This window comes from Enterobacter sp. AG326 (assembly GCF_004362415.1).
GTDB lineage: Bacteria > Pseudomonadota > Gammaproteobacteria > Enterobacterales > Enterobacteriaceae > Enterobacter > Enterobacter asburiae.
The window spans coordinates 163916-183736 of record NZ_SNXG01000001.1 but is presented as its reverse complement, the minus strand read 5'-3'; the positions used below and the strand labels follow the sequence as shown (position 1 = coordinate 183736).

The 19821-nt window shown below is 54.6% G+C and carries 23 protein-coding genes; 14 read left to right on the top strand and 9 right to left on the bottom strand.

Annotated features, from left to right (window positions below; translation table 11 throughout):
• Window positions 1-40 precede the first annotated feature (40 nt).
• Together DFO52_RS00890 and DFO52_RS00885 are read left to right on the top strand one after the other, a co-directional pair.
• Window positions 41-640, top strand: a complete 600-nt coding sequence (locus tag DFO52_RS00890) for an HAD-IB family phosphatase (RefSeq protein ID WP_133548839.1) — start codon at window positions 41-43, stop codon at window positions 638-640.
• 142 nt (window positions 641-782) lie between these two features.
• A complete protein-coding gene (locus tag DFO52_RS00885; protein WP_047647850.1) occupies window positions 783-1097 on the top strand; it encodes a PTS cellobiose transporter subunit IIB in 315 nt (104 codons plus the stop codon).
• Window positions 1098-1141: 44 nt separating this feature from the next.
• On the opposite strand, the gene DFO52_RS00880 is transcribed toward DFO52_RS00885, so the two are convergent.
• The gene (locus DFO52_RS00880) at window positions 1142-1510 is read right to left on the bottom strand and encodes a MerR family transcriptional regulator (protein ID WP_133548837.1); all 369 of its coding nucleotides are present in this window, start codon (window positions 1508-1510) and stop codon (window positions 1142-1144) included.
• A 96-nt stretch (window positions 1511-1606) separates the two neighbouring features.
• Here DFO52_RS00880 and DFO52_RS00875 point away from each other — a divergent pair, with 96 nt between their 5' ends.
• The 7 genes from DFO52_RS00875 to DFO52_RS00845 all read left to right on the top strand — a co-directional run bounded on the left by DFO52_RS00875 (window position 1607) and on the right by DFO52_RS00845 (window position 9672).
• Window positions 1607-2401 (top strand): SDR family oxidoreductase, encoded by a 795-nt coding sequence (locus DFO52_RS00875; protein ID WP_133548835.1) that lies wholly within the window; start codon window positions 1607-1609, stop codon window positions 2399-2401.
• Between the two features lie 208 nt (window positions 2402-2609).
• Window positions 2610-3224: a TetR/AcrR family transcriptional regulator gene (locus DFO52_RS00870; RefSeq protein ID WP_133548833.1), complete on the top strand. Its 615-nt coding sequence runs from the start codon at window positions 2610-2612 to the stop codon at window positions 3222-3224.
• Window positions 3225-3298: 74 nt separating this feature from the next.
• A complete protein-coding gene (locus tag DFO52_RS00865; RefSeq protein ID WP_133548831.1) occupies window positions 3299-4408 on the top strand; it encodes an efflux RND transporter periplasmic adaptor subunit in 1110 nt (369 codons plus the stop codon).
• Complete coding sequence (locus DFO52_RS00860; RefSeq protein ID WP_133548829.1) at window positions 4405-7494, top strand: efflux RND transporter permease subunit; 3090 nt, start codon at window positions 4405-4407, stop codon at window positions 7492-7494. The genes DFO52_RS00865 and DFO52_RS00860 overlap by 4 nt, the downstream gene beginning before the upstream one ends.
• Window positions 7495-7528: 34 nt before the next feature.
• On the top strand, window positions 7529-8122 hold the full coding sequence (locus DFO52_RS00855) for a TetR/AcrR family transcriptional regulator (protein ID WP_038417506.1): 594 nt from the start codon (window positions 7529-7531) through the stop codon (window positions 8120-8122).
• A gap of 73 nt (window positions 8123-8195) precedes the next feature.
• Window positions 8196-8795 carry an NAD(P)H-dependent oxidoreductase gene (locus DFO52_RS00850; protein WP_133548827.1) on the top strand — a complete coding sequence of 200 codons (600 nt, stop codon included), beginning with the start codon at window positions 8196-8198 and terminating at the stop codon, window positions 8793-8795.
• 337 nt (window positions 8796-9132) lie between these two features.
• Window positions 9133-9672, top strand: coding sequence for a cysteine hydrolase family protein (locus DFO52_RS00845; protein ID WP_133548825.1), 540 nt, complete (start codon window positions 9133-9135; stop codon window positions 9670-9672).
• 65 nt (window positions 9673-9737) lie between these two features.
• Here DFO52_RS00845 and DFO52_RS00840 read toward each other — a convergent pair whose 3' ends face one another.
• Window positions 9738-10214, bottom strand: coding sequence for a WbuC family cupin fold metalloprotein (locus tag DFO52_RS00840; RefSeq protein WP_121931438.1), 477 nt, complete (start codon window positions 10212-10214; stop codon window positions 9738-9740).
• Between the two features lie 267 nt (window positions 10215-10481).
• Between DFO52_RS00840 and DFO52_RS00835 the strand changes: the two genes are divergently transcribed.
• Window positions 10482-10952, top strand: coding sequence for a hypothetical protein (locus tag DFO52_RS00835; RefSeq protein ID WP_133548823.1), 471 nt, complete (start codon window positions 10482-10484; stop codon window positions 10950-10952).
• Between the two features lie 52 nt (window positions 10953-11004).
• Here DFO52_RS00835 and DFO52_RS00830 read toward each other — a convergent pair whose 3' ends face one another.
• Both DFO52_RS00830 and DFO52_RS00825 read right to left on the bottom strand, forming a co-directional pair.
• Window positions 11005-11928 (bottom strand): LysR substrate-binding domain-containing protein, encoded by a 924-nt coding sequence (locus tag DFO52_RS00830; protein ID WP_133548821.1) that lies wholly within the window; start codon window positions 11926-11928, stop codon window positions 11005-11007.
• A 24-nt stretch (window positions 11929-11952) separates the two neighbouring features.
• On the bottom strand, window positions 11953-12489 hold the full coding sequence (locus DFO52_RS00825) for a MarR family transcriptional regulator (RefSeq protein ID WP_133548819.1): 537 nt from the start codon (window positions 12487-12489) through the stop codon (window positions 11953-11955).
• Between the two features lie 129 nt (window positions 12490-12618).
• On the opposite strand from DFO52_RS00825, the gene DFO52_RS00820 reads away from it, so the two are divergent.
• Both DFO52_RS00820 and DFO52_RS00815 read left to right on the top strand, forming a co-directional pair.
• Window positions 12619-13779 (top strand): MFS transporter, encoded by a 1161-nt coding sequence (locus DFO52_RS00820; protein ID WP_133548817.1) that lies wholly within the window; start codon window positions 12619-12621, stop codon window positions 13777-13779.
• Window positions 13780-13861: 82 nt separating this feature from the next.
• Entirely contained in the window at window positions 13862-14299 is a 438-nt protein-coding gene (locus DFO52_RS00815) for a VOC family protein (protein ID WP_047647861.1), read from the top strand.
• Between the two features lie 107 nt (window positions 14300-14406).
• On the opposite strand, the gene DFO52_RS00810 is transcribed toward DFO52_RS00815, so the two are convergent.
• Window positions 14407-14892, bottom strand: coding sequence for a GNAT family N-acetyltransferase (locus DFO52_RS00810; protein ID WP_121931432.1), 486 nt, complete (start codon window positions 14890-14892; stop codon window positions 14407-14409).
• A gap of 329 nt (window positions 14893-15221) precedes the next feature.
• On the opposite strand from DFO52_RS00810, the gene DFO52_RS00805 reads away from it, so the two are divergent.
• Entirely contained in the window at window positions 15222-15728 is a 507-nt protein-coding gene (locus tag DFO52_RS00805) for an ATP-binding protein (protein ID WP_029741878.1), read from the top strand.
• Between the two features lie 165 nt (window positions 15729-15893).
• Here the strand turns inward: DFO52_RS00805 and DFO52_RS00800 are convergent, their stop codons facing one another.
• Entirely contained in the window at window positions 15894-16376 is a 483-nt protein-coding gene (locus DFO52_RS00800; protein ID WP_133548815.1) for a glutathione peroxidase, read from the bottom strand.
• 1 nt (window position 16377) lies between these two features.
• A complete protein-coding gene (locus DFO52_RS00795; protein ID WP_133548813.1) occupies window positions 16378-16866 on the bottom strand; it encodes a DinB family protein in 489 nt (162 codons plus the stop codon).
• A 172-nt stretch (window positions 16867-17038) separates the two neighbouring features.
• Here DFO52_RS00795 and DFO52_RS00790 point away from each other — a divergent pair, with 172 nt between their 5' ends.
• Window positions 17039-18310 carry a serine hydrolase domain-containing protein gene (locus DFO52_RS00790; protein WP_133548811.1) on the top strand — a complete coding sequence of 424 codons (1272 nt, stop codon included), beginning with the start codon at window positions 17039-17041 and terminating at the stop codon, window positions 18308-18310.
• Here the strand turns inward: DFO52_RS00790 and paaY are convergent.
• Both paaY and paaX read right to left on the bottom strand, forming a co-directional pair.
• Window positions 18219-18815: a phenylacetic acid degradation protein PaaY gene (gene paaY, locus DFO52_RS00785; protein WP_023619119.1), complete on the bottom strand. Its 597-nt coding sequence runs from the start codon at window positions 18813-18815 to the stop codon at window positions 18219-18221. The genes DFO52_RS00790 and paaY overlap by 92 nt on opposite strands.
• A 9-nt stretch (window positions 18816-18824) precedes the next feature.
• Window positions 18825-19760 carry a phenylacetic acid degradation operon negative regulatory protein PaaX gene (paaX, locus tag DFO52_RS00780; protein WP_021241337.1) on the bottom strand — a complete coding sequence of 312 codons (936 nt, stop codon included), beginning with the start codon at window positions 19758-19760 and terminating at the stop codon, window positions 18825-18827.
• Window positions 19761-19821 lie beyond the last annotated feature (61 nt).

Sequence of the window (19821 nt, the reverse complement as noted above, 5' to 3'; positions counted from 1 at the left end):
CACTCGCCCTATACAATTCATTATCCCGTCCAAACGGCTTATGACTGCAAATATTGCTTTTTTCGATTTCGATGGAACGATAACGTTTTCCGACACCTTCACCCCGTTTATTTATCGTTCCGTTGATGAAAAAACGCTACGGCGCGGAAAGCTGCGCCTTCTTCCCTACATCCTCGCCTATAAACTGGGCGCGTTATCGGGATCGGTTTTACGAAAAAAAGTGGTAAGAATAGCGTTAGCAGGCAAATCTGAAGCAGAATTAAAAAACGCCGGGCTTTTCTACAGTAAAACAGAAATTCCTGCCCTGTTGCGGGAGAATGCCATGAAGAAAATCAGCTGGCATAAGTCTCAGGGGGATACGGTGGTGGTGGTTTCAGCCTCGCTTGATTTATACCTTAAACCCTGGTGCGAGCAGAATGGGCTTGAACTCTTATGCAGTGAAGTGGCATTTGCAGATGGAAAAGCAACCGGAGAATACAAAAAGGGTGACTGCAGCGCTCGCCTAAAAAAAACGAAGATAACTGATCATTATGATTTATCTTCCTACAACGTCATCTTTGCCTATGGCGATACGAAGGAAGATTTAGACATGCTCTCTCTTGCCTCGAAGAAATTTTATCAGTGGAAAGAAATGGCCTGATCCCGACATGAGATATCAGAAAAACATCAAAATAAGAGGCCTCAGGCGGCACTAATTAATTTCTCGCCAAAATAAGAGATGGCGCGCATTTCGCTGACAACCTCAGGACTACTCTGTGAGCGGTTTTCAGGAGGTACAAAATATGAAAAAGCTTCTGATCTGTTGTTTGTTTGGTAATACCGCAAACTCTCTCGCCAAAAAGATGCAGTCTCTGGCGGAACGCGAAGGCTATCCGCTGATGATTAGCGCCGTTGGGCTGGATAACTTCGCCAGCGTCGCCCCCGCTTTCGATGGTTTCCTCATCGCGCCGCACATTCAGTACAAACTCGATGAGATAAAAGAAACGGTGGGTAATACGCGCTCAATCGCCATTATTGAGAGCCTGCCCTATGCATCTCTCGACGCGAGGAACGTATTGAATTTCGTGAAGGAACAGATGCCTGAACTGGTTGCCTGACAGATAAGGCCGCTTCGGTTTTGCGGCCTCCTCTCACCCGGCGATCAAAACGTGTCGACGCAAGGCTGGCCGACCTTATTAAGGGCGTTTTGCAACCTGGCTCTGAGTTCAATTAACGCTGCTTCTTTCTCTTCAAGCTGCTGCAGCTTGCGGCGCAGAGAAGCCTGTTTTTGCTCAGCGGTAAAGTTGTCGTCAACCCAGACAGCTAAAACCTCTGAAATCTCGGCTAAGGTAAAGCCCAGCATTTTGGCATGCTTGATCATGTTTAAACGCTGTAAATCGACGGCGGAATAGACTTTGTAGTTATTGCTGCGATTGGGCTGCGGGATATTCTCTAATAGCCCCTGTCGCTCATAGTAACGCACCGTCTCTTTCGACAATCCCGTTTTCGCACACAGTTCACCAATTCGCATCGCGTCGCCCTCACCTTGTAAAAATCACGCTTGACCGTGTACCTAAGTGCACGGTTTATCCTGTGCGGCATACATTAGGGAAACGGGATTAAAGATATGAACTCTTTTGATTATACAGGAAAAACAGCGCTGGTTACCGGAGCATCTTCGGGCATCGGTCGTGATTTTGCCCGGCAGCTCGCCGCCCGCGGCGTGGCCTTGATCCTCGTCGCCCGCAGCGAGCCAAAGCTGCAGGCGCTTGCCGCAGAGTTGGTCAGAAAGCACGGCGTCTCCATCACGATTATCGTGCAGGACTTAGTGAAACCGGAAGCCATTCCCCACATTGTGGAACGGCTTGAAACCTTAAGACGCGTCCCCGACATTCTGATCAACTGCGCCGGGTTCGCCACCTACGGGCCATTCGAAAAGCTGTCGATCGACAGGCAGCGTGATGAGATAAACGTAAACTGCGTGGCCCCCGTGGAGCTGACTCACGCCCTGCTGCCGGGAATGCTGCAGCAGGGATCCGGGGTGATTATTAACGTTGCCTCAACGGCCGCGATGCAACCGGATCCCTATATGGCGATTTATGGCGCAACCAAAGCCTTCCTTCTCTCGTTTTCGAACGCGCTGTGGGGAGAATATCGCTCAAAGGGCATCCGCGTCCTGGCGCTTTGCCCCGGCGCAACGGATACGGCCTTTTTTGATGTGGTGAATGCTGAGGAAGCTTCGGTAGGGAAAAGAATGCCCGCTCACAAGGTGGTCACCCTGGCGCTGAAGGGCGTGGAGAGTAACCGTAGCTACCTGATTACCGGATGCGGTAACTGGCTTCTGGGGCAGCTACACCGGTTCGTGACGCGCAGGCGTCTGGTGCTTATTGTTGAAAAAATATTGCGCCCGCGCTCGGCTTAAGCAAAAACGGCTCTGTTCAGCGCAAGGGAGTTGCGCTGAAATCCTCGCTTATCGCCGACAGATAGATGCCATAGTGCACGAAAAACAGTGATACACTTACCCCACCTGGTTGATCGTCCCGTCTGAATGGCGCATGATGAATGATGGTAACCAAAATACGAAATGGTCACTCGTTGTTAATCATAGCCTGTCACGCTAAGCTTAAATAATGACTAAAAATATGAACCCCCCATCATCACGTGGTCCACTTGACCACGCTGTCAGAGAGCAAATCGTCGAAGCGGCTTTTGAGCACTTCGGTCACTACGGCTATGAAAAAACCACCGTCGCCGAGCTGGCTAAATCCATTGGTTTTTCAAAGTCCTACATTTATAAATTTTTCGATTCCAAACAGGCTATCGGCGAGGTGATCTGCGCTAACCGCCTGGAGCTGATCATGGCGGCAGTGCTTTCCGCCATCGAGGATGCGCCGTCAGCAAGCGAAAAATTACGCCGCCTTTTCAAAGCGCTCACCGAGGCGGGAAGCGAGCTGTTTTTCCATGACCGTAAGCTATACGACATTGCCGCCGTCGCCGCGCAGGAGCAGTGGCCGTCAACCCAAAAGTATAGTGAAAGCCTGATGAAGCTGATTGAGAGCATCATTATCGAAGGCAGGCAGGCCGGCGAGTTTGAAAGAAAAACGCCGCTGGATGAGGTCACCGGTGCCGTCTACATGGTGATGTGCCCTTACATTAATCCCGTTCAGCTGCAGTACAACCTCGAAATGGCCCCCACGGCGGCAGTGCTGCTCTCTTCACTGATTTTAAGAAGCCTGGCCCCCTAATTTGTGACCATTGACAATTTTGGTCACTAGTCAGAGAATGCGGATACCGTCCTGTTACATCAAAAAGGTTTCCCATGCTCAGGCTCACTTCAGCCCGCGTTGCCGTTTGTCTCCTGCCGTTTGCCCTGGTGGCGTGCGGCGATATTTCCGCGAGTGACGATCCGCGCACACAGCCACCGCTCGTCAGATCCGCATCCGTCGAGCTTGCGGACAATACCGCCCGCGCCTTCACGGGCGTGGTGGTCGCAAGAACGCAAAGCGATTTGGGCTTCAGGGTTCAGGGAAAAATCCTTGAGCGGCTGGTTGATACGGGTCAGACCGTCAAACAGGGCCAGCCCTTGCTGCGCCTGGATCCGGTTGACCTGAAATTACAGGCCCAGGCGCAGCAGCGCGCGGTGGATGCGGCTCAGGCGCGCGCGCGAAAAGCCTCCAGCGATGAGGCGCGCTATCGCGGTCTCGTGGCGTCCGGCGCCGTATCCGCCTCGGAGTATGACCAGATCAAAGCGGCGGCCGATACGGCCAGGGCCGATCTCAGCGCCGCCCGGGCGCAGGCCAGCGTGGCGCAAAACGCCACGGGCTATGCCGTGCTGCTGGCGGATTCAGACGGCGTGGTCATGGAGACGCTCGCCGAGCCGGGTCAGGTCGTCAGTGCCGGACAGGTGACGATCAGGCTCGCCAGAGCGGGGCAGCGTGAAGCGCTCGTCCAGCTTCCGGAAACGCTGCGCCCTGCCGTCGGCAGCGAAGCGCAGGCCACGCTGTATGGCAATGAAAAACATCCGGTCACCGCAACGCTGCGCCTGCTGTCTGACTCGGCCGATGCCGCGACCCGCACTTATGAAGCCCGCTACGTGCTGGATGGCCTGCTGGCAGACGCGCCGCTGGGGGCAACCGTCACGCTGAACATTCAGGACAATAAAGCGGAAGGTCAGGTCATGCAGGTCCCGCTGGCTTCACTCTATGATGCAGGAAAAGGTCCCGGCGTCTGGCGTATTTCCGCCCAGCCGGCAAAGGTTGCATGGACGCCCGTCAAGGTGCTGAGCGTGGGTGAAGATGCGGCGCAGGTCATGGGCGGCGTGAAGCCCGGTGAGAAGATTGTTGCGTTAGGTGCCCATCTTCTGCACGAAGGTGAAGTCGTCAGGCTTGCCGAGCAACGCAATGCCGCCCTGGCGGAGAACACACCATGAGCGGAAGCCGCTTCAACCTGTCGGCGCTGGCCGTCCGCGAACGTTCCATTACGCTGTTTCTGATCGTTCTGGTCACGATTGCCGGAATTTACGCCTTCTTTGGGCTCGGGCGCGCGGAAGATCCGCCCTTCACTGTCAAGCAAATGACGGTGATAACCGTCTGGCCGGGCGCCACCGCGCAGGAAATTCAGGATCAGGTCGCCGAGCCGCTGGAAAAGCGCCTGCAGGAACTCAAATGGTATGACCGTACCGAAACCTATACCCGTCCCGGCATGGCGTTTATCACGTTGTCATTGCAGGACAAGACCCCGCCTGCCGAAGTGCAGGAGGAGTTCTATCAGGCGCGTAAGAAGCTTGGAGATGAATCTCAGCGACTTCCGGCGGGCGTCATCGGCCCGATGATCAATGACGAATTCTCGGATGTCACCTTTGCCCTCTTTGCCCTGAAAGCGAAAGGCGAACCGCAGCGTCAGCTGGTCCGCGATGCCGAAGGCCTGCGCCAGCAGCTTCTGCACGTTCCCGGCGTGAAGAAAGTGAACATTATCGGCGAACAGGCCGAGCGGATTTACATCTCCTTCTCCCATGACCGTCTGGCGACGATAGGACTCTCACCCCAGGATATTTTCAATGCCCTCAACAGCCAGAACGCGCTAGCCGCGGCGGGTTCCATTGAGACCCGAGGCGCGCAGATTTTTATCCGTCTGGACGGCGCGTTCGATGAACTGCAGAAAATCCGCGATACGCCTTTTGTGGCTCAGGGCAAAACGCTCAAGCTGTCCGATGTGGCAACGGTTGAGCGAGGCTACGAAGATCCCCCGACGATGCTGATACGCAATCAGCATGAGCCCGCCCTTCTGCTGGGCATCGTGATGCGCGAAGGCTGGAACGGTCTGGCGCTGGGTAAAGCGCTGGATGCGGAAACGGCGAAAATAAATGATAGCCTGCCGCTGGGCATGTCCCTGACCAAGGTTACCGACCAGTCCGTGAATATTCGCTCGTCGGTCGATGAGTTCATGATCAAATTCTTCGTCGCCCTGCTTGTGGTCATGGTGGTTTGTTTTGTCAGCATGGGCTGGCGCGTGGGTGTTGTCGTTGCGGCGGCGGTACCGCTGACGCTGGCGGTCGTGTTCGTGGTGATGGAAGCCGCGGGGATAAACTTTGACCGCGTTACGCTGGGCTCCCTGATCCTCGCCCTCGGCCTGCTGGTTGATGATGCCATCATCGCCATCGAAATGATGGTGGTGAAAATGGAGGAAGGTTACGACAGAATCAAAGCCTCGGCCTTCGCCTGGAGCCATACCGCCGCGCCCATGCTGGCCGGTACCCTGGTGACGGCAATTGGCTTTATGCCGAATGGCTTTGCCCAGTCGACCGCCGGGGAATACACCAGCAACATGTTCTGGATTGTCGGCCTCGCCCTGATTGCATCGTGGTTTGTCGCGGTGGTGTTCACGCCCTATCTTGGAGTGAAGATCCTGCCGGCGATCCCTAAAGTAGAAGGGGGTCATGCCGCCATCTATAACACGCCTCGCTATAACCGTTTTCGCCAGCTGCTTGCCCGCGTTATCGCCAGAAAATGGCGGGTGGCCGGGTCGGTGGTCGCCATTTTCATTCTGGCCGTGCTCGGCATGGGGCTGGTTAAAAAACAATTCTTCCCGACCTCCGATCGCCCGGAAGTACTGGTTGAGGTGCAGATGCCCTACGGTACCTCGATTGAGCAAACCAGCGCCGCAGCGGCAAAAATCGAAGCGTGGCTGAGCCAGCAGCCCGAAGCCAAAATTGTCACGGCCTATATTGGTCAGGGTTCGCCCCGCTTTTATCTGGCGATGGCGCCTGAACTGCCCGATCCGTCTTTTGCGAAAATCGTGATCCTGACGGACAGCGAAACGTCACGCGAGGCGCTCAAGCTCCGGCTGAGGGACGCTGTCGCCAACGGCCTTGCCCCCGAAGCCCGCGTGCGGGTAACGCAGCTGGTGTTTGGCCCGTACTCGCCCTTCCCGGTTGCCTGGCGCGTGTCGGGGCCGGATGTCGAACAGGTGCATGACATCGCTGACAGGGTGAAAGCCGTGCTCCAGGCGAGCCCGATGATGAGAACCGTCAACACCGACTGGGGGTCGCGCGTTCCCGTCCTGCATTTCACCCTCGATCAAAACCGCCTGCAGGCGACCGGCTTAACCTCCAGTGCCGTTGCCGATCAGCTTCAGTTCCTGCTGTCTGGCGTGCCAGTCACCTCCGTGCGGGAGGATATTCGCTCGGTGGATGTCATTGGCCGCGCGGCGGGAGATATCCGTCTTGATCCGGCAAAAATAGAGGGCTTTACCCTTGTCGGCAATGCGGGACAGCGCGTTCCGCTGTCTCAAATCGGCAAGATTGAGATCGGTATGGAAGATCCGATCCTGCGCCGTCGCGATCGCACCCCGACGATAACCGTTCGGGGCGACATCGCTAACAATCTTCAGCCACCGGATGTGTCGGTCGCCGTCATGAAGCAGCTCCAGCCGATTGTTGACGCGCTGCCGCCCGGGTACCGAATAGACATGGCGGGTTCGATTGAGGAATCAGGCAAAGCCACGCAGGCAATGATTCCGCTGTTCCCGATCATGATTGCCCTGACGCTGCTGATCATCATTTTGCAGGTGCGCTCAATCTCGGCGATGGTGATGGTGTTCTTAACCGCGCCGCTGGGGCTGATTGGCGTGGTGCCCGTGCTGTTGATTTTCAATCAGCCGTTTGGCATCAACGCGCTGGTCGGCTTGATCGCCCTTTCCGGCATTCTTATGCGCAATACGCTGATCCTGATCGGTCAAATCGATCATAACCAGAAGGAGGGCCTCGAGCCGTTCCAGGCGGTGGTTGAAGCGACGGTCCAGCGCGCACGCCCGGTCCTTCTGACCGCCATGGCCGCCGTGCTGGCGTTCATTCCCCTGACGCATTCGGTGTTCTGGGGCACGCTGGCCTACACGCTGATAGGCGGAACGCTGGGCGGGACGATCGTCACGCTCGTCTTCCTGCCCGCGATGTATGCGATCTGGTTCCGGATCCGACCATCGGAACAACGCGTGCAGCACCGTGCAGAAAACGTGTAAACTACCATGAGTAGATAACACTTCTGAGGAAAGCATGGTTGTTAAGCGCTTAAGAAAAGAGGACCGCCGCGTGCAGCTGCTGGAGGTTGCGCGCGGAATCGTTCGTCAGCAAGGCACGGAGGCGCTTACTCTTGGCTACCTGGCCGAACGAGCCAACGTGACCAAGCCTATCCCCTACGATCACTTTGGCGATCGTGAAGGGCTGCTGATGGCGCTGTACCGGGACTATAGCGATCGGCAGCTGGCGAAATTCCGCGAGACGCTGGCGGTCGACAGCAAAACGCTGGAAAAGACGATCCGCTTTTTCAGCGCCGCCTATATCGACTGCGCCATAAGTGCCGGGCCTGAAACCGGGCCAATCGCCGCGGCGCTGTCCGGATCTCACGCGTTGCAGACGTTTCGTGAGGCATGCGTGGCCGAATGTGCCGACTGCCTGCGTACCGCGCTTTCCCCGTTCGTCGCGCTGAAAGGCGTTCAGGGGGAAGCGGTACTGACGGCGATCATCGGCGCGGCGGACGCGCTCAGCACCGCCGCAGGTAACGGCGTGCTCGCCCGTAACGTGGCGGAAGATACGCTCAGCGGCGCCATGACCGGCGTGCTGGAGACCTACGTGAATAGCACAAAATGATCGCTGGGGGCGGATTGACACCTAAGTTACCAATAGTAATATAGACGTCAATTCTCACCCATCCGAGGTCGCTATGTCTGCTACAAATGCCATTAATAACGCACTGATCGTGACGGCTCACCCTGTCGACAATTCGTTATCCCATTCGCTGGCAGCCCATATTGCCGGAAAATTACGCGAGCAGGGTACGCAGGTTGAGATCGCCGATCTGCATGCTGAAGGGTTTAATCCGGCAATGACCCGCGCCGATCTCGATTTATATCACGGCGATCCGAGCGCCCTTCCCGACGATATTCTGCACGAGCAGCAGCGCGTCGAGCGAGCGGATATGCTGGTGTTTGTCTTCCCCGTGTACTGGTGGTCGGTCCCCGCGCTGTTGAAAGGCTGGTTCGATCGCGTATTAACCCTGAACTGGGCGTATAAGGTGGCCGATGACGGCCGGATTGTGGGCAGCTTACGCGATGTTCCCGTCCGCCTGATTGCCACCGGCGGCAGCGATCTCACCGGATTCGACAAACACGGCTATTCGACGGCGATTCAGACGCAGATAATCGAAGGCGTGTTTGGCTTCTGCGGGTTGAAGAACGTTAAGCTCGATATCCTTTACCAGGCAGACACGGCGACGCCTGAGCAGGTGGAGGAGTTCCTGAAGGGGCTAGAGGGCCTTAAATAATCCCGGCTATTCAGTCAGCAAAGGCGACCACAGCAGGTTACGAGCCTTTGCTGACAGCTTCCTGCCGCTGCATCGGCCCCCTACCCAAGTTGGTGTCTTGAAGCAAAGAGTTAAGCAACGCTATAACTAACGTGATAATTCCGCATATAGCGTAATGAATAAACAAAGGTCATTTCATGTATCAGTCAGTTCAGCCAACAACCACCCTCACCACCACCGGCACTTTCGGCGGCGTGAGCGTATCTGTAGCGAACTACTGACAAACAGAACCTCAATCCCCGCCAGCCTGGACGGGGAAATACCTCTCCGTTCACCACCCTCTGAATGGAGAAAGAAAATGATTTCTGACAATGCTCTCTTAATTATCGACATGCAGCAGGGTCTCTTCCGGGGCCCGGTCTCCCCCTGTTCCGCCGATGCCGTTCTGGCAAATATCCGTTTGTTAATAGCCAACGCGCGGCACGCGCAGGTGCCCGTCTTTTTTGCCCGCCATGTTGGACCAGACGACTCGCCCTTTTCAGAGAAGGGGCCGTTGACGCAGCTGATACCCGAGCTGGACGTAAAGGAGCAGGATGTTGTTTTCACCAAGCGCTATCCCAGCTGTTTTCGGGATACCGAATTGCTGCGTGAACTTAATCACAGAGGCATCAAACAGCTGATCATTGCCGGAATGAAAACAGAATTTTGTGTCGACACCACCTGCCGGGCCGCGCCGGAGCTGGGTTTCAGGACGGTATTGATTTCAGATGCGCATACCACAATGGATAATGCACATTTATCCGCCAGTGACATCATTGCGCATCACAACAGCACGCTGGCCGGCCCGTTCGTGACGCTGTCGACTGCCAGCGGCTGGCATTTTAATACGGTAAGTTGAGTTGGCGGGATCGTCTCTCTCTATCCCGGCGCGCCTTTCCACGCGTCGGGCACATCAGAAAATAATTACAGGGTAAAACCACCGTCACCCACCTGTGCCTGGGCGTACCATTTCATCAGCTCCGCGCTACCGGGCGCGTTCTCAGCCGGTGACCACGAGGCGGTATCGTGCTCCGGAACAGGCTGATAGCCGCCGTGTTTTACCTCAAAAATGACGCCGCCTTTATCCAGCGACAGCACGGCATGCCAGGTACCGGCATCCATCTCCAGCACTTTGCAGTCTTCACCTAACACCACGCGCTGGGTCACGTTACCGCTGTCATCAAAATTCAACACCAGAAAGCGACCGCTCAGAGCCGTCAGCAGTTCAAACGTGTGCGGGTGGCGATGAGGGCGAACATAGGTACCAGGCTCCATCGCGATAGCCAGGCGTTGTACCGGGTCGCTCAGCTCAGGATGTAAATTGCGGTGCGCGCGTAAGCGAGGAGAATTGGCAGCCTGCTCGCTTTGTTGCTGCAGGTCACTGAACGTAATTTGTTTCATATACACCTTTGTGAATGGAGTCAGCGGGCGGCAACCCGATTGCCGCAAGACGTTATACCATTCGGAACGGTCGATGAGCGATGGCATTTGTGAAACAAATCGCTGCAGCGTGAGGAGGTGCGTGATTGCGCTTCAAAGCGCAACGTTGAGTAAAACTCACATTAATTCCCACTATTTATCGTTTTTCAACAGTGACGCCCCTGAAATACCATCCATTCATCCCTGGGATAGAAAAAATAAATATTACCAAGCCTGTATGGAGCACCTATGACACTCGATGTTTTATTCCATGTAATGAATATTATCTCGCCTAATAAATTTAGCGCCCAGGCAAATGTGCATGAGTTGATAACGTTACTTTCTACAGAAAAGGAAAGCTCAGAAGCGCTATCCCCTTTCATCCATCGACTGCGCCTCCTCTCTTTCGCTCAAAGCAATCCGGGTAACGCCGAAGAGCTGCTCTCAGCACATTTACCAAAAGAGGATGGGACCCTCCCGCTGCTTGACTTTGCCGACTGGCCAAAGGTGCGTTACGCCACGTCAGGCGAAGCTCAGACGCGTGAGTCTGAGGAGTATTTCCGTGAAATGACGTCGGCTGCCAATCTGTTACGCACGGCGCTGATCGATGCTGAACGCGCAAGGGGGACGCCTGCGCTTTATATTCTGGATAAATTGCTCAACCTGAACAGCGCCCTGCCAGAGCGATATAAACAGATGGCGAATATTCCCTACGCATAATTTAATTCATTATGCAGGATATGCCGTCCGGAATATCCTGCATTTATATTTATTAAAAACGTTTCTCATCGTCATCGAGACAAACAATATCCAGAGGGGGAAAAACCGGCCTATTGAGATTGAGCCAGGCCAGCAGACGTTCAATACTCTCTCTTCTGAGCGAATTTTTCGGCCAGACGAGGTAGTAGCCATCGCCGGTTGCGATAGCTTCCCTGAAGGGCAGCGCGAGAAGCCCACTCTCAAGCGCTTCAAGCGTAAGGCGAAGATCGGCCATAGCAACACCATGTCCGTTCATGGCGGCCAGGCTTCCCTGCTCCAGGGTGTCGAACACTATTCCACGACTCACGTCGAGCCCGGGGAATAATCCGGTTTTTTTCAGCCAGCGCTTCCAGTCCCGTCTGTCCGCCGAGGGATGAATAAGCTCGCACTGCGCAAGCTGATGCCGGGCAGACTCAAGCAACGACGGGGTACAAACCGGAATGAGCCATTCACTGAAGATCAGCCTGCTTTCCGTTGACTCGCCGAAATAGCCATTACCGAGGAGGATCGCACAATCATAGGGCTCACGGCTGAAGTCAACGGTGTCGAAGTCCATCCAGACGCTGGCAATTTCAATTTTTGGCTTCGCGTGGTTCTCACGAAAGGATTTAAGCACATTCAGAAGCCACCGCATCGTCAGGGTGCTGGGAGCTTTGAGGCGCAGAAAGTGGTTTTCACTTCTGAATGCGCGGCAGGCCCACTCAATATTCGAGAAACTTTCGCTGAGCTGTCCGGCCAGAATACGTCCGGCATCACTGACCTCCACTCTCGGCCCTTGACGTTTAAAGAGCTCACAGTCGAACCACATTTCAAGCGTCCGGACATGCCTGCTGACCGCGCCCGGCGTGATATTCAGTGCTTCAGCCGCTTTGCTGAAGGAGTTCAGCCGCGCGGCAACTTCAAAAGCGCGCAGCGCATACAGTGGCGGTAAAGACATACGTTCCCTTTCAGTGAGGTTTAGCTATGCAGTGTTTGTATTATCGGCACTCGGTGACTTGTTGCTCAGATCCTCGGGCGGAAACGTCAGCAGCAGCTCCCTGAGCAGGGACTCAAGCTGCGCGCGCTGCGGCTCAGACAAGCTGCTCAGCAGCCCATTTTGCGTTTGCGTATGGACGATCAGCGCCTGTTCGATACGCTCCTGCCCGTGCGGCGTCAGGCTTACGAGGGTACTGCGCTTGTCATCCGGATCGGCAATTCGCCTGATAAGCCCTTGCTGTTCGAGATGGCTGAGCCGGTTCGTCATCGCCCCTGAGGTTACCAACAGTGATTTATACAGCTGCGTGGGCGAAAGGCAGTACGGCTCGCCGGCGCGGCGCAGCGTGGCGAGCACGTCAAACTCGCCCTCGCGAAAACCGAACTGCGCCATGGCCTGCGCCCGTTCTCTTGCCAGATGCTTCATCAGCCGGAGCATTCGGCCAAAAATCTTCATCGACGAGGCGTCCAGCTCCGGCATGGCGCGGCTCCACTGGCCGACAACAAAGTCTACATGGTCTTTCATTTTCACCCCTGATGGCGTGGGTATTTATCCTGTTGTGCGGTACATCTTACGCAAAAACAGATTTTATCTTAACGTTAAGATAAATGCTCGTAGCAATTTGCCGGGCCATTCACAACCGAAAAGGACTCCATGTTGAAACGCACGTCGCCTTTACTCTTCGCCGTTATCGCTTTTATCGTCGGGCTGAACCTGCGCCCCATTCTGGCTTCTGTCGGACCTCTGTTCTCCGTGCTGCAGCGCGAAGCGGGGCTAACCGCTACGCAATTCAGTCTGTTGACCACCCTACCGGTCGCGATGATGGGGCTGGCCGCCCTGTGTGGCCCCTGGCTTTTAGCCAGAGTCGGCGCCGTACGGGGCATTATGCTCGGGCTTTTCATCCTGCTTGTTGCCTGCTTATTACGCGGTTTTAGCGCCTCGCCGGAGAGTCTTATGGGCACCGCGTTACTGGGCGGGGCCAGCATAGGCACGATCCAGGCGTTAATGCCTGCCCTGATAAAAAAGGAATATACGCAAACGGCCAGCACGGTGATGTCGCTCTTCAGCACGGGCATTATGGCCGGAGCGGCAATCGCCGCCGCCAGCGCCGAGCCGTTGTTTTCATGGCTCACGCTGAAGCCCGCGCTGGCAATGGCCGGGCTGTTAGCGCTGCTGGCGCTAATACTGTGGTTAACCCTGGTTAAGCATCCTCAGGAGGAAAAAACAGCACACGAAACCGTCACGCTCTCGTCCTCTCGTACAGCACAACTGCTGCTCTTTTTCGGCGTGGGTACGGGAGCCTACACGCTGGTATTGGCCTGGCTGCCCCCGCTTTACATTCAGGCGGGATGGTCCGCACGCAGCAGCGGCTACATGCTGGCCTGGCTGACGTTAACCGAGGTTGTCGCCGGGTTTGCCGTCTCCGCGCTGATCGGTAAGTTTCCCGATCGTCGCGTGCCGCTGATTGCCGTTTTGTTGCTGCTGCTGGCGGGATTACTGTGTCTGGTCTTTTCGCCGGGTACAACGCCGGTGTTATCCACGCTGCTGCTTGGCACCGGGATCGGCGCCCTCTTCCCGCTGTCGCTCATCGTCACGTTCGATCATGCGCGAACGCCCGCCCAGGCCGGGAAGTTACTGTCTAAAGTTCAGGGCGGCGGATACATGATTGCCGCGCTTATGCCGCTAATAGCGGGGATCGTTCGCGACAGTTCGGTCTCGCTGACCAGCGCATGGCTGATCATGAGTGCGGGAGTCGTGCTGCTGATCCTCATCGCGCTGAATTTTAAACCCATCGTGGACGTGCAGGCACGTTGAATGCAACACCAGAATTGAGGGTCGTATTTCCGCCGATCGTAAGATAAATTCAGGGTGAATTTCACCTCATTCAGGAGTGGGTATGTCGCAAACGCTACCAGAAATTGATGTCTTGTTCGTCGCCGGGTTCGGGCCCATTTCGCGGGATACGGAGTCCAGCACCGCGTTTTATGTCCAGACACTCGGCCTTCCGCTGAAGCCGATGGAGGGGAACAGCGAATATCTGCTCACTGAGGATGGCCAGCTGGAAGGCGTGAAGCATTTCGCCGTCTGGCCGCTCGCACAGGCGGCTGCATCCTGTTTTGGCGAGGAAAAGTGGCCAGTTGAGCACCCGATACCGCAGGGTTGGGTTGAGTACGAGGTGCAGGATCTGGACTCGGCTACCCGCGTTCTGCGTGAAAAAGGCTATCGGCTGCTGGTAGCTAACCGTTTGGAACCGTGGGGGCAAACCGTCACTCGCCTGCTCAGCCCGGAAGGCTTGCTTACCGGGCTGACCATTACGCCGTGGCTGCGGGGGTAATGGGGTTTTGGAAAGCAGCCTGGTAGTGGGAAACGCCTGCTTTGAGCGAACAGTGGGCGTACCATTATGCTATTTTCACCAACAGTGTGAGTCTATTTCTGGGTACTTCAGCCGGCACTGCGGGCAAGCTCATCTATTTTTGTGCCAAAAACCCGATGATAGTTAACACTCTTGATAACCTGAGCACCGAAAGACTCATAAAACTTTTGTGCCAATGGGTCTGCTGCCACAGATAACCAATCGAGTTGTAAACATCCCCGCTCTTGAGCCCGACTGGCTATAAAACTCATCAGCTTTCTACCCACTCCAGCCCTCCTGAAAGGTGCTGAAACAAAAAGCTCTTTGATAAACATTTGCCCGCTGAAACGTGGTGAAGGGTACATCACTGAGACGCATGAAAACGCTGCTATTACTCCTTCACAAACCACTTTGTGAACTTCAGTATGAGAGTCGACTGCAAGGACCTTATCCCTCAGATATGCGGTCATGTCACTCCTGGACAAGCAAAGATCCTGATTATAATAGTTTTCCATCTCGATAAAAATATCAACCAAATCAGTATATTCGTCTGGTTTGCAGATGGTGATGTTCACGCATGTCTCCTTAAGCAAATAGTACCAATTTAAATTAACACAAAAGCAATAAAGCTATATTAATAAAGGTTTCTACCGCAAATTGTTAAATAACACAGTTGTTTCATAGTTGCTGAAGCAGTTTTGAGCGCGAAGCAGACACTCAATTTATAAGTGAAATAATTGCTGATTTTGCATTCAGGCCCTGTTAAGTTGAATGACGATGAAAACACACTCAGTCCTAACCTATTCAATGATTATTATAACCTGTCTGACTCAGGTGGGATAACGTTCGCCATTTTCCCGCCGGTAAGGCGGGCCTTACCGGTAACAATCCAGTGAGGTAAAGAATGGACACAAATGCAGTAACGACGCCTGAAAAACCTGTCTTGCACTTGTTATGTGGAAAAATTGCATCAGGAAAATCCACATTGTCAGCAAAATTAGGATCATCACCTGGGACTGTAATTGTCAGCGAGGATCGCTGGCTGGCTGCCCTCTTTACCAATGAAATGCAATCCATATCTGATTATGTGCAGTATTCATTAAGACTAAGAAATGCCATGAAGCCTCATCTGGTGTCACTACTCAAAGCTGGTTTATCAGTAGTTCTTGATTTCCCGGCAAACACACAAAAAAATCGTGAATGGATGATGAGCATTATTAAGGAGTCAGGTGCCAGTAATCAGCTGCACTATCTGAAAGTTTCTGATGAAGTATGTAAATCCCGCTTGCGCGCCCGTAATGCAGAAGGCGTGCATGAATTTTCTGCCTCAGATCAACAATTTGACATCATAACGCGCTATTTCGAAGAGCCAACGACTGATGAAGGGTTTGATATTACCGAATACTGCTAAATTTACCTTCCTGCACAAAAGCCGCCAGTTGGCGGCTTCATTATTTTCCATCTCATACGGTTATAAACGGTACTATAGCGAACTAAAAGTCCGCTCCAGGCACAAAGTGGACATCGGGTATTCCGGAAGTGCCCGACTCATGGTTAATTCCATTCACCAAAACTCTCACCTCCCCAAAGCCTCCACAATCGCCCTCTCCATTTTCTCTGGCGTCGTCATCGGAGCAAAACGCTTGAGTGGTTTACCGTCGCGGCCGATCAGAAACTTAGTAAAATTCCATTTGATCCGCCCTCCCAGCACGCCTGGCAATTCGTTTTTCAGATAACGAAACAGCGGGTGCGCTGCGCTACCGTTAACCTCAACCTTCTCAAACATCGGGAAACTCACGCCGTAGTTGATGTAACAGGTTTTCGAGATTTCGTCGGCACCGCCGGGTTCCTGTTTGCCGAACTGGTTACAGGGGAAGCCCAGCACCACTAATCCTTGATCGGCGTATTTCTTGTATAGCGCTTCAAGACCAGCATATTGCGGCGTGAAGCCACACTGGCTGGCGGTATTGACGACCAAAACTACCTTTCCCGCATAGTCGGCCATTGAGATAAGGCGGCCATCCAGGCTGGTGGCGGTAAGTTGATGAAAGTTCGTCATATTAGTGATGATGATCTCTTAGAAAAACGGTTAGCACATCCTTGGGAGGGGTTACACCCGTTTCTGAAAGCATCCAGCCCACAGCGCCGCGATGATAGGTACCGTGAAACAACACATGGTTGAGCATATCCGCCGCTTTCATTTCGCCATTTCCGCCATCGACGAAACGGAATTTGATGATTTCGGAAAGTCCGGGGATGTCCATTGAACCTGCGTGCGTAATATACCAGTCAGTGCATTCACTCATCTTTTTCAGAAGCTCGTCTGCAGACGGCGTTTCCGGCGTATTTAACGCGGTGTATTGATGCGTTTGACCAGTAATATTTGCCCTGAAAATCATATCCACAACATAAATATGGTTCATAAGCCTGAGCATCAGATGGTGCTTTTCAGCATTTGCTGAGCTATCGACCCTCTGTATTGCCTGTAAGGTTTCCGTATCTGCCCAGCGTTTGAATTTGAATAACGTGACAATCGTGCCTGCGTCCATCGCCCCTCCGGATTAACAAAAAATTATCATATCAGCAACTTTGTCAGGCCGGTAACACTTCCACTTCAGGCACCAAACAGACGGTAATTCGGCCATCCGAAAAATTCCCTCATCGCAGGCTAAGTGTGATACATTCCTGGCGCGTCAATGACCACCACACTCGCTATCAGGTATGCAGAACATAACAAAAAATATTCGCTGGCTTCTGCTTACTCTCCCACTCCTCAGCGGTTGTGGCACGCTCTCACAGATGTCCTCCCCGGAAGGTACTCAGGAACTTCTCACCCATGATTCGCTGGATGGCGACGTTGACAGCGTGGTGCGTCACTATATGGCGCAAAAATCCGTTCCCGGGATGACGGTCGCGGTGATCCATAATCACGGCTCGCCGCAGTTTTACACCTGGGGCGTAACCGATGCGGTCAATCGCTATCCGGTCAGGCCCAACACCCTGTTTGCGCTCGGCTCGCTCAGCAAAGGGATCACGGCGGAAGTGGTGGCTTGTCTGGTAAATGAAGGGCAACTGAACTGGAACGATAACCTGGCAACATTGCTACCTCCAGGGACGCCGCTTAGCGCGGATGCACAAAAAATTACCCTGCTTGAACTGGTAACCCACACCTCCGGCCTGCCGCGTCAGAATATGGATGTTCCGATGCTTGGAAAATTCATCAGCTACTTAAGTACCGGCGATAATTTCTATAGCGAGCTGGATAGCGATAACGTGCTGCGCTCTCTCGCCGACTGGCGGGCGCCAAAAAATAAAGTGCCGCAATACTCTAATACCGGCTACGCCCTGATCGGCTATATCCTGAAACACAAAACCGGCGAAGATATCCAGAGTTTAGCCTCGCGCTATATTTTCCATCCGCTGCAAATGGCTAACAGCAGCTTTATTCCCCGGCAGCTAAAAGGATACCCTCAGCGTGCGCTCGGCCACGCGGGCGATCAGCCGAAATTTATCCCGCGCGGGCAGCTCACCCCGGACTGGCATTTTTCCAACAACATGGTGGCGGCAGCGAGCTTATACAGCAACGCCGAAGATCTGGCGACCTATGCCCGCTATCACGTCTCAACGACCCACAATCCCCTGCTGGACAATGTCTTTGCCGAAGTGAGAAATACCGATATTCAACGTCCCGACGGGGTACAGGGTATTGCCTGGACCACCGACTTTATCGGTCTGGAAAAAATCACCTATCAGGTCGGCTATATCGGCGGTTACTCCAGCTTTATCGGCTATGACAAAGAAAAAGGCAATGCGGTGGTGGTGCTGCAAAATACCTTTAACTGGAGTAATTACATTGGCATCGCGCTATTAATGGATATGGCGAAAAAAGACAGCCAGAGCCCTACACCGCCGACTTCGGCCTTAAATTCTCATCAAACGTCAGCCGTTTTCGGTCAGGCTCAGCCTCGCGCAGCGGCTCCACCTGGTGCATAGTGAGCTTGCAGCGCTCCACCAGCACCTGATACTCCCGCGTGCCCTGCTGCTTCCACGCCAGCTCCTGCTCGCTGAGTTCGCGAATCGCTTTGGCCGGGCTGCCGATGATCAAATGGTTGGCGGGCATCTCCGCTTTCGCCTTCACGAACGCCGCCGCGCCGACGATGCTGTTTTCACCGATGACCGCGCCGTCCATTACCACCGCGTTCATGCCCACCAGCGCATTGCGGCGGATCACGCAGCCGTGGAGAATGGCACTGTGGCCGATATGCCCGTCCTCTTCCACCACCGTGTCCTGCTCCGGGAAGCCGTGCATTACGCAGTTATCCTGAATATTGGCGCCGTCTTTCACCACGATACGGCCAAAATCACCGCGCAGGCTGGCGTTGGGACCAACATAAACGCCTTTGCCCAGAATCACGTCGCCAATCAGCACCGCCGTCGGGTGAACATAGCTCTCGTCCGGCACGACCGGCGTCAGACCGTCAATTTGATAAACTGGCATCTTCGCTCCTTATGCGCTTGTAAGACCACCAAAGCGTTGATAGTAAAGCGTGCCGGGCACGGGCAGCTCGCCCACGGAGGTTTCGCCCTTCTCGCTGACAAACGCCAGCGCCCCCGGCGCGACACGCTGATAGATATTAATGCAGAGCTGTCGGGCGCTTTGCCCCGCCCAGTGCGCGGGCAGCAACTCTTCCGGCAGCAGCGGGTCTTTCAGCACCACGCGACGATAAAAGTGAATCAGCAGCAGCTGGATCTGGAAACAGCGTTCCGGCGTCAGCTCCTCCGGCGCGGCCTCTTTCAGCAGCGGCAGCAGCGGCCGGAACGAGTTGATAAAGGACTCGTACATCGCGTTTTGCTCGGTTAACTGCCAGCACTCTTCCACCCGCGAACGCAGCGCGGCGCGGGAGAGCGCCAGCGGCGAGTGGGCTTCAAAAAAAATCACGTTTTCCGCCACGCCAGCATCGTGAAGCAGAGACTGCACGTCCGCCAGATGCTGCGACGGCGAGGCCATCAGGCTCGGCGCCAGCGTGCCAAAACCCTGCCAGATCAGCTGTTTTTTGACGTCGGCAAGGGTGGTTTTATCCAGACCTTCGGAGAGCAGCAACAGCCATTTTCCGTCCCAGGCGGGCAGTTCCGCGCGGTAAATCTTATTCTCCGCGCGACGCGTCAGGCGCAGCCCCTTATCGCTCAGGCGGTAAAAGCTGCGACGCCCGATGCGGGAAACGTCCAGCCAGCCCTCTTTGTTGAGGCGAAACAGCGCGGTGCGCACGAAGCGCTCGCCAAACCCCATGCCTTCCAGCAGGGCGGCCAGGCTGCCGAGCCAAATCTCACCGCCGCGATGGGAAAGCGCGTCACCGTATAACGAGGAGATAAGCGAGGTCCCACTGACGGGAACGGAGCTGACCGCGTGCTGGATGAAGGCGTCGAGTTTATTCATGTGATTCATTCTGTTGTTATTTTTGTCCTGGATGAATCATAGCATAGGATTCTGGGGTTTCCCCCTCACC

Coding starts and splice junctions, on each gene's coding strand:
- DFO52_RS00865 (WP_133548831.1), top strand. CDS start 3,299: ATGCTCAGGCTCACTTCAGCCCGCGTTGCCGTTTGTCTCCTGCCGTTT.
- DFO52_RS00880 (WP_133548837.1), bottom strand. CDS start 1,510: ATGCGAATTGGTGAACTGTGTGCGAAAACGGGATTGTCGAAAGAGACG.
- DFO52_RS00790 (WP_133548811.1), top strand. CDS start 17,039: ATGCAGAACATAACAAAAAATATTCGCTGGCTTCTGCTTACTCTCCCA.
- DFO52_RS00825 (WP_133548819.1), bottom strand. CDS start 12,489: ATGAAAGACCATGTAGACTTTGTTGTCGGCCAGTGGAGCCGCGCCATG.
- DFO52_RS00860 (WP_133548829.1), top strand. CDS start 4,405: ATGAGCGGAAGCCGCTTCAACCTGTCGGCGCTGGCCGTCCGCGAACGT.
- DFO52_RS00835 (WP_133548823.1), top strand. CDS start 10,482: ATGACACTCGATGTTTTATTCCATGTAATGAATATTATCTCGCCTAAT.
- DFO52_RS00885 (WP_047647850.1), top strand. CDS start 783: ATGAAAAAGCTTCTGATCTGTTGTTTGTTTGGTAATACCGCAAACTCT.
- DFO52_RS00805 (WP_029741878.1), top strand. CDS start 15,222: ATGGACACAAATGCAGTAACGACGCCTGAAAAACCTGTCTTGCACTTG.
- DFO52_RS00870 (WP_133548833.1), top strand. CDS start 2,610: ATGACTAAAAATATGAACCCCCCATCATCACGTGGTCCACTTGACCAC.
- DFO52_RS00875 (WP_133548835.1), top strand. CDS start 1,607: ATGAACTCTTTTGATTATACAGGAAAAACAGCGCTGGTTACCGGAGCA.
- DFO52_RS00795 (WP_133548813.1), bottom strand. CDS start 16,866: ATGGACGCAGGCACGATTGTCACGTTATTCAAATTCAAACGCTGGGCA.
- DFO52_RS00815 (WP_047647861.1), top strand. CDS start 13,862: ATGTCGCAAACGCTACCAGAAATTGATGTCTTGTTCGTCGCCGGGTTC.
- paaX (WP_021241337.1), bottom strand. CDS start 19,760: ATGAATCACATGAATAAACTCGACGCCTTCATCCAGCACGCGGTCAGC.
- DFO52_RS00800 (WP_133548815.1), bottom strand. CDS start 16,376: ATGACGAACTTTCATCAACTTACCGCCACCAGCCTGGATGGCCGCCTT.
- DFO52_RS00820 (WP_133548817.1), top strand. CDS start 12,619: ATGTTGAAACGCACGTCGCCTTTACTCTTCGCCGTTATCGCTTTTATC.
- DFO52_RS00855 (WP_038417506.1), top strand. CDS start 7,529: ATGGTTGTTAAGCGCTTAAGAAAAGAGGACCGCCGCGTGCAGCTGCTG.
- DFO52_RS00830 (WP_133548821.1), bottom strand. CDS start 11,928: ATGTCTTTACCGCCACTGTATGCGCTGCGCGCTTTTGAAGTTGCCGCG.
- DFO52_RS00890 (WP_133548839.1), top strand. CDS start 41: ATGACTGCAAATATTGCTTTTTTCGATTTCGATGGAACGATAACGTTT.
- DFO52_RS00845 (WP_133548825.1), top strand. CDS start 9,133: ATGATTTCTGACAATGCTCTCTTAATTATCGACATGCAGCAGGGTCTC.
- DFO52_RS00840 (WP_121931438.1), bottom strand. CDS start 10,214: ATGAAACAAATTACGTTCAGTGACCTGCAGCAACAAAGCGAGCAGGCT.
- paaY (WP_023619119.1), bottom strand. CDS start 18,815: ATGCCAGTTTATCAAATTGACGGTCTGACGCCGGTCGTGCCGGACGAG.
- DFO52_RS00850 (WP_133548827.1), top strand. CDS start 8,196: ATGTCTGCTACAAATGCCATTAATAACGCACTGATCGTGACGGCTCAC.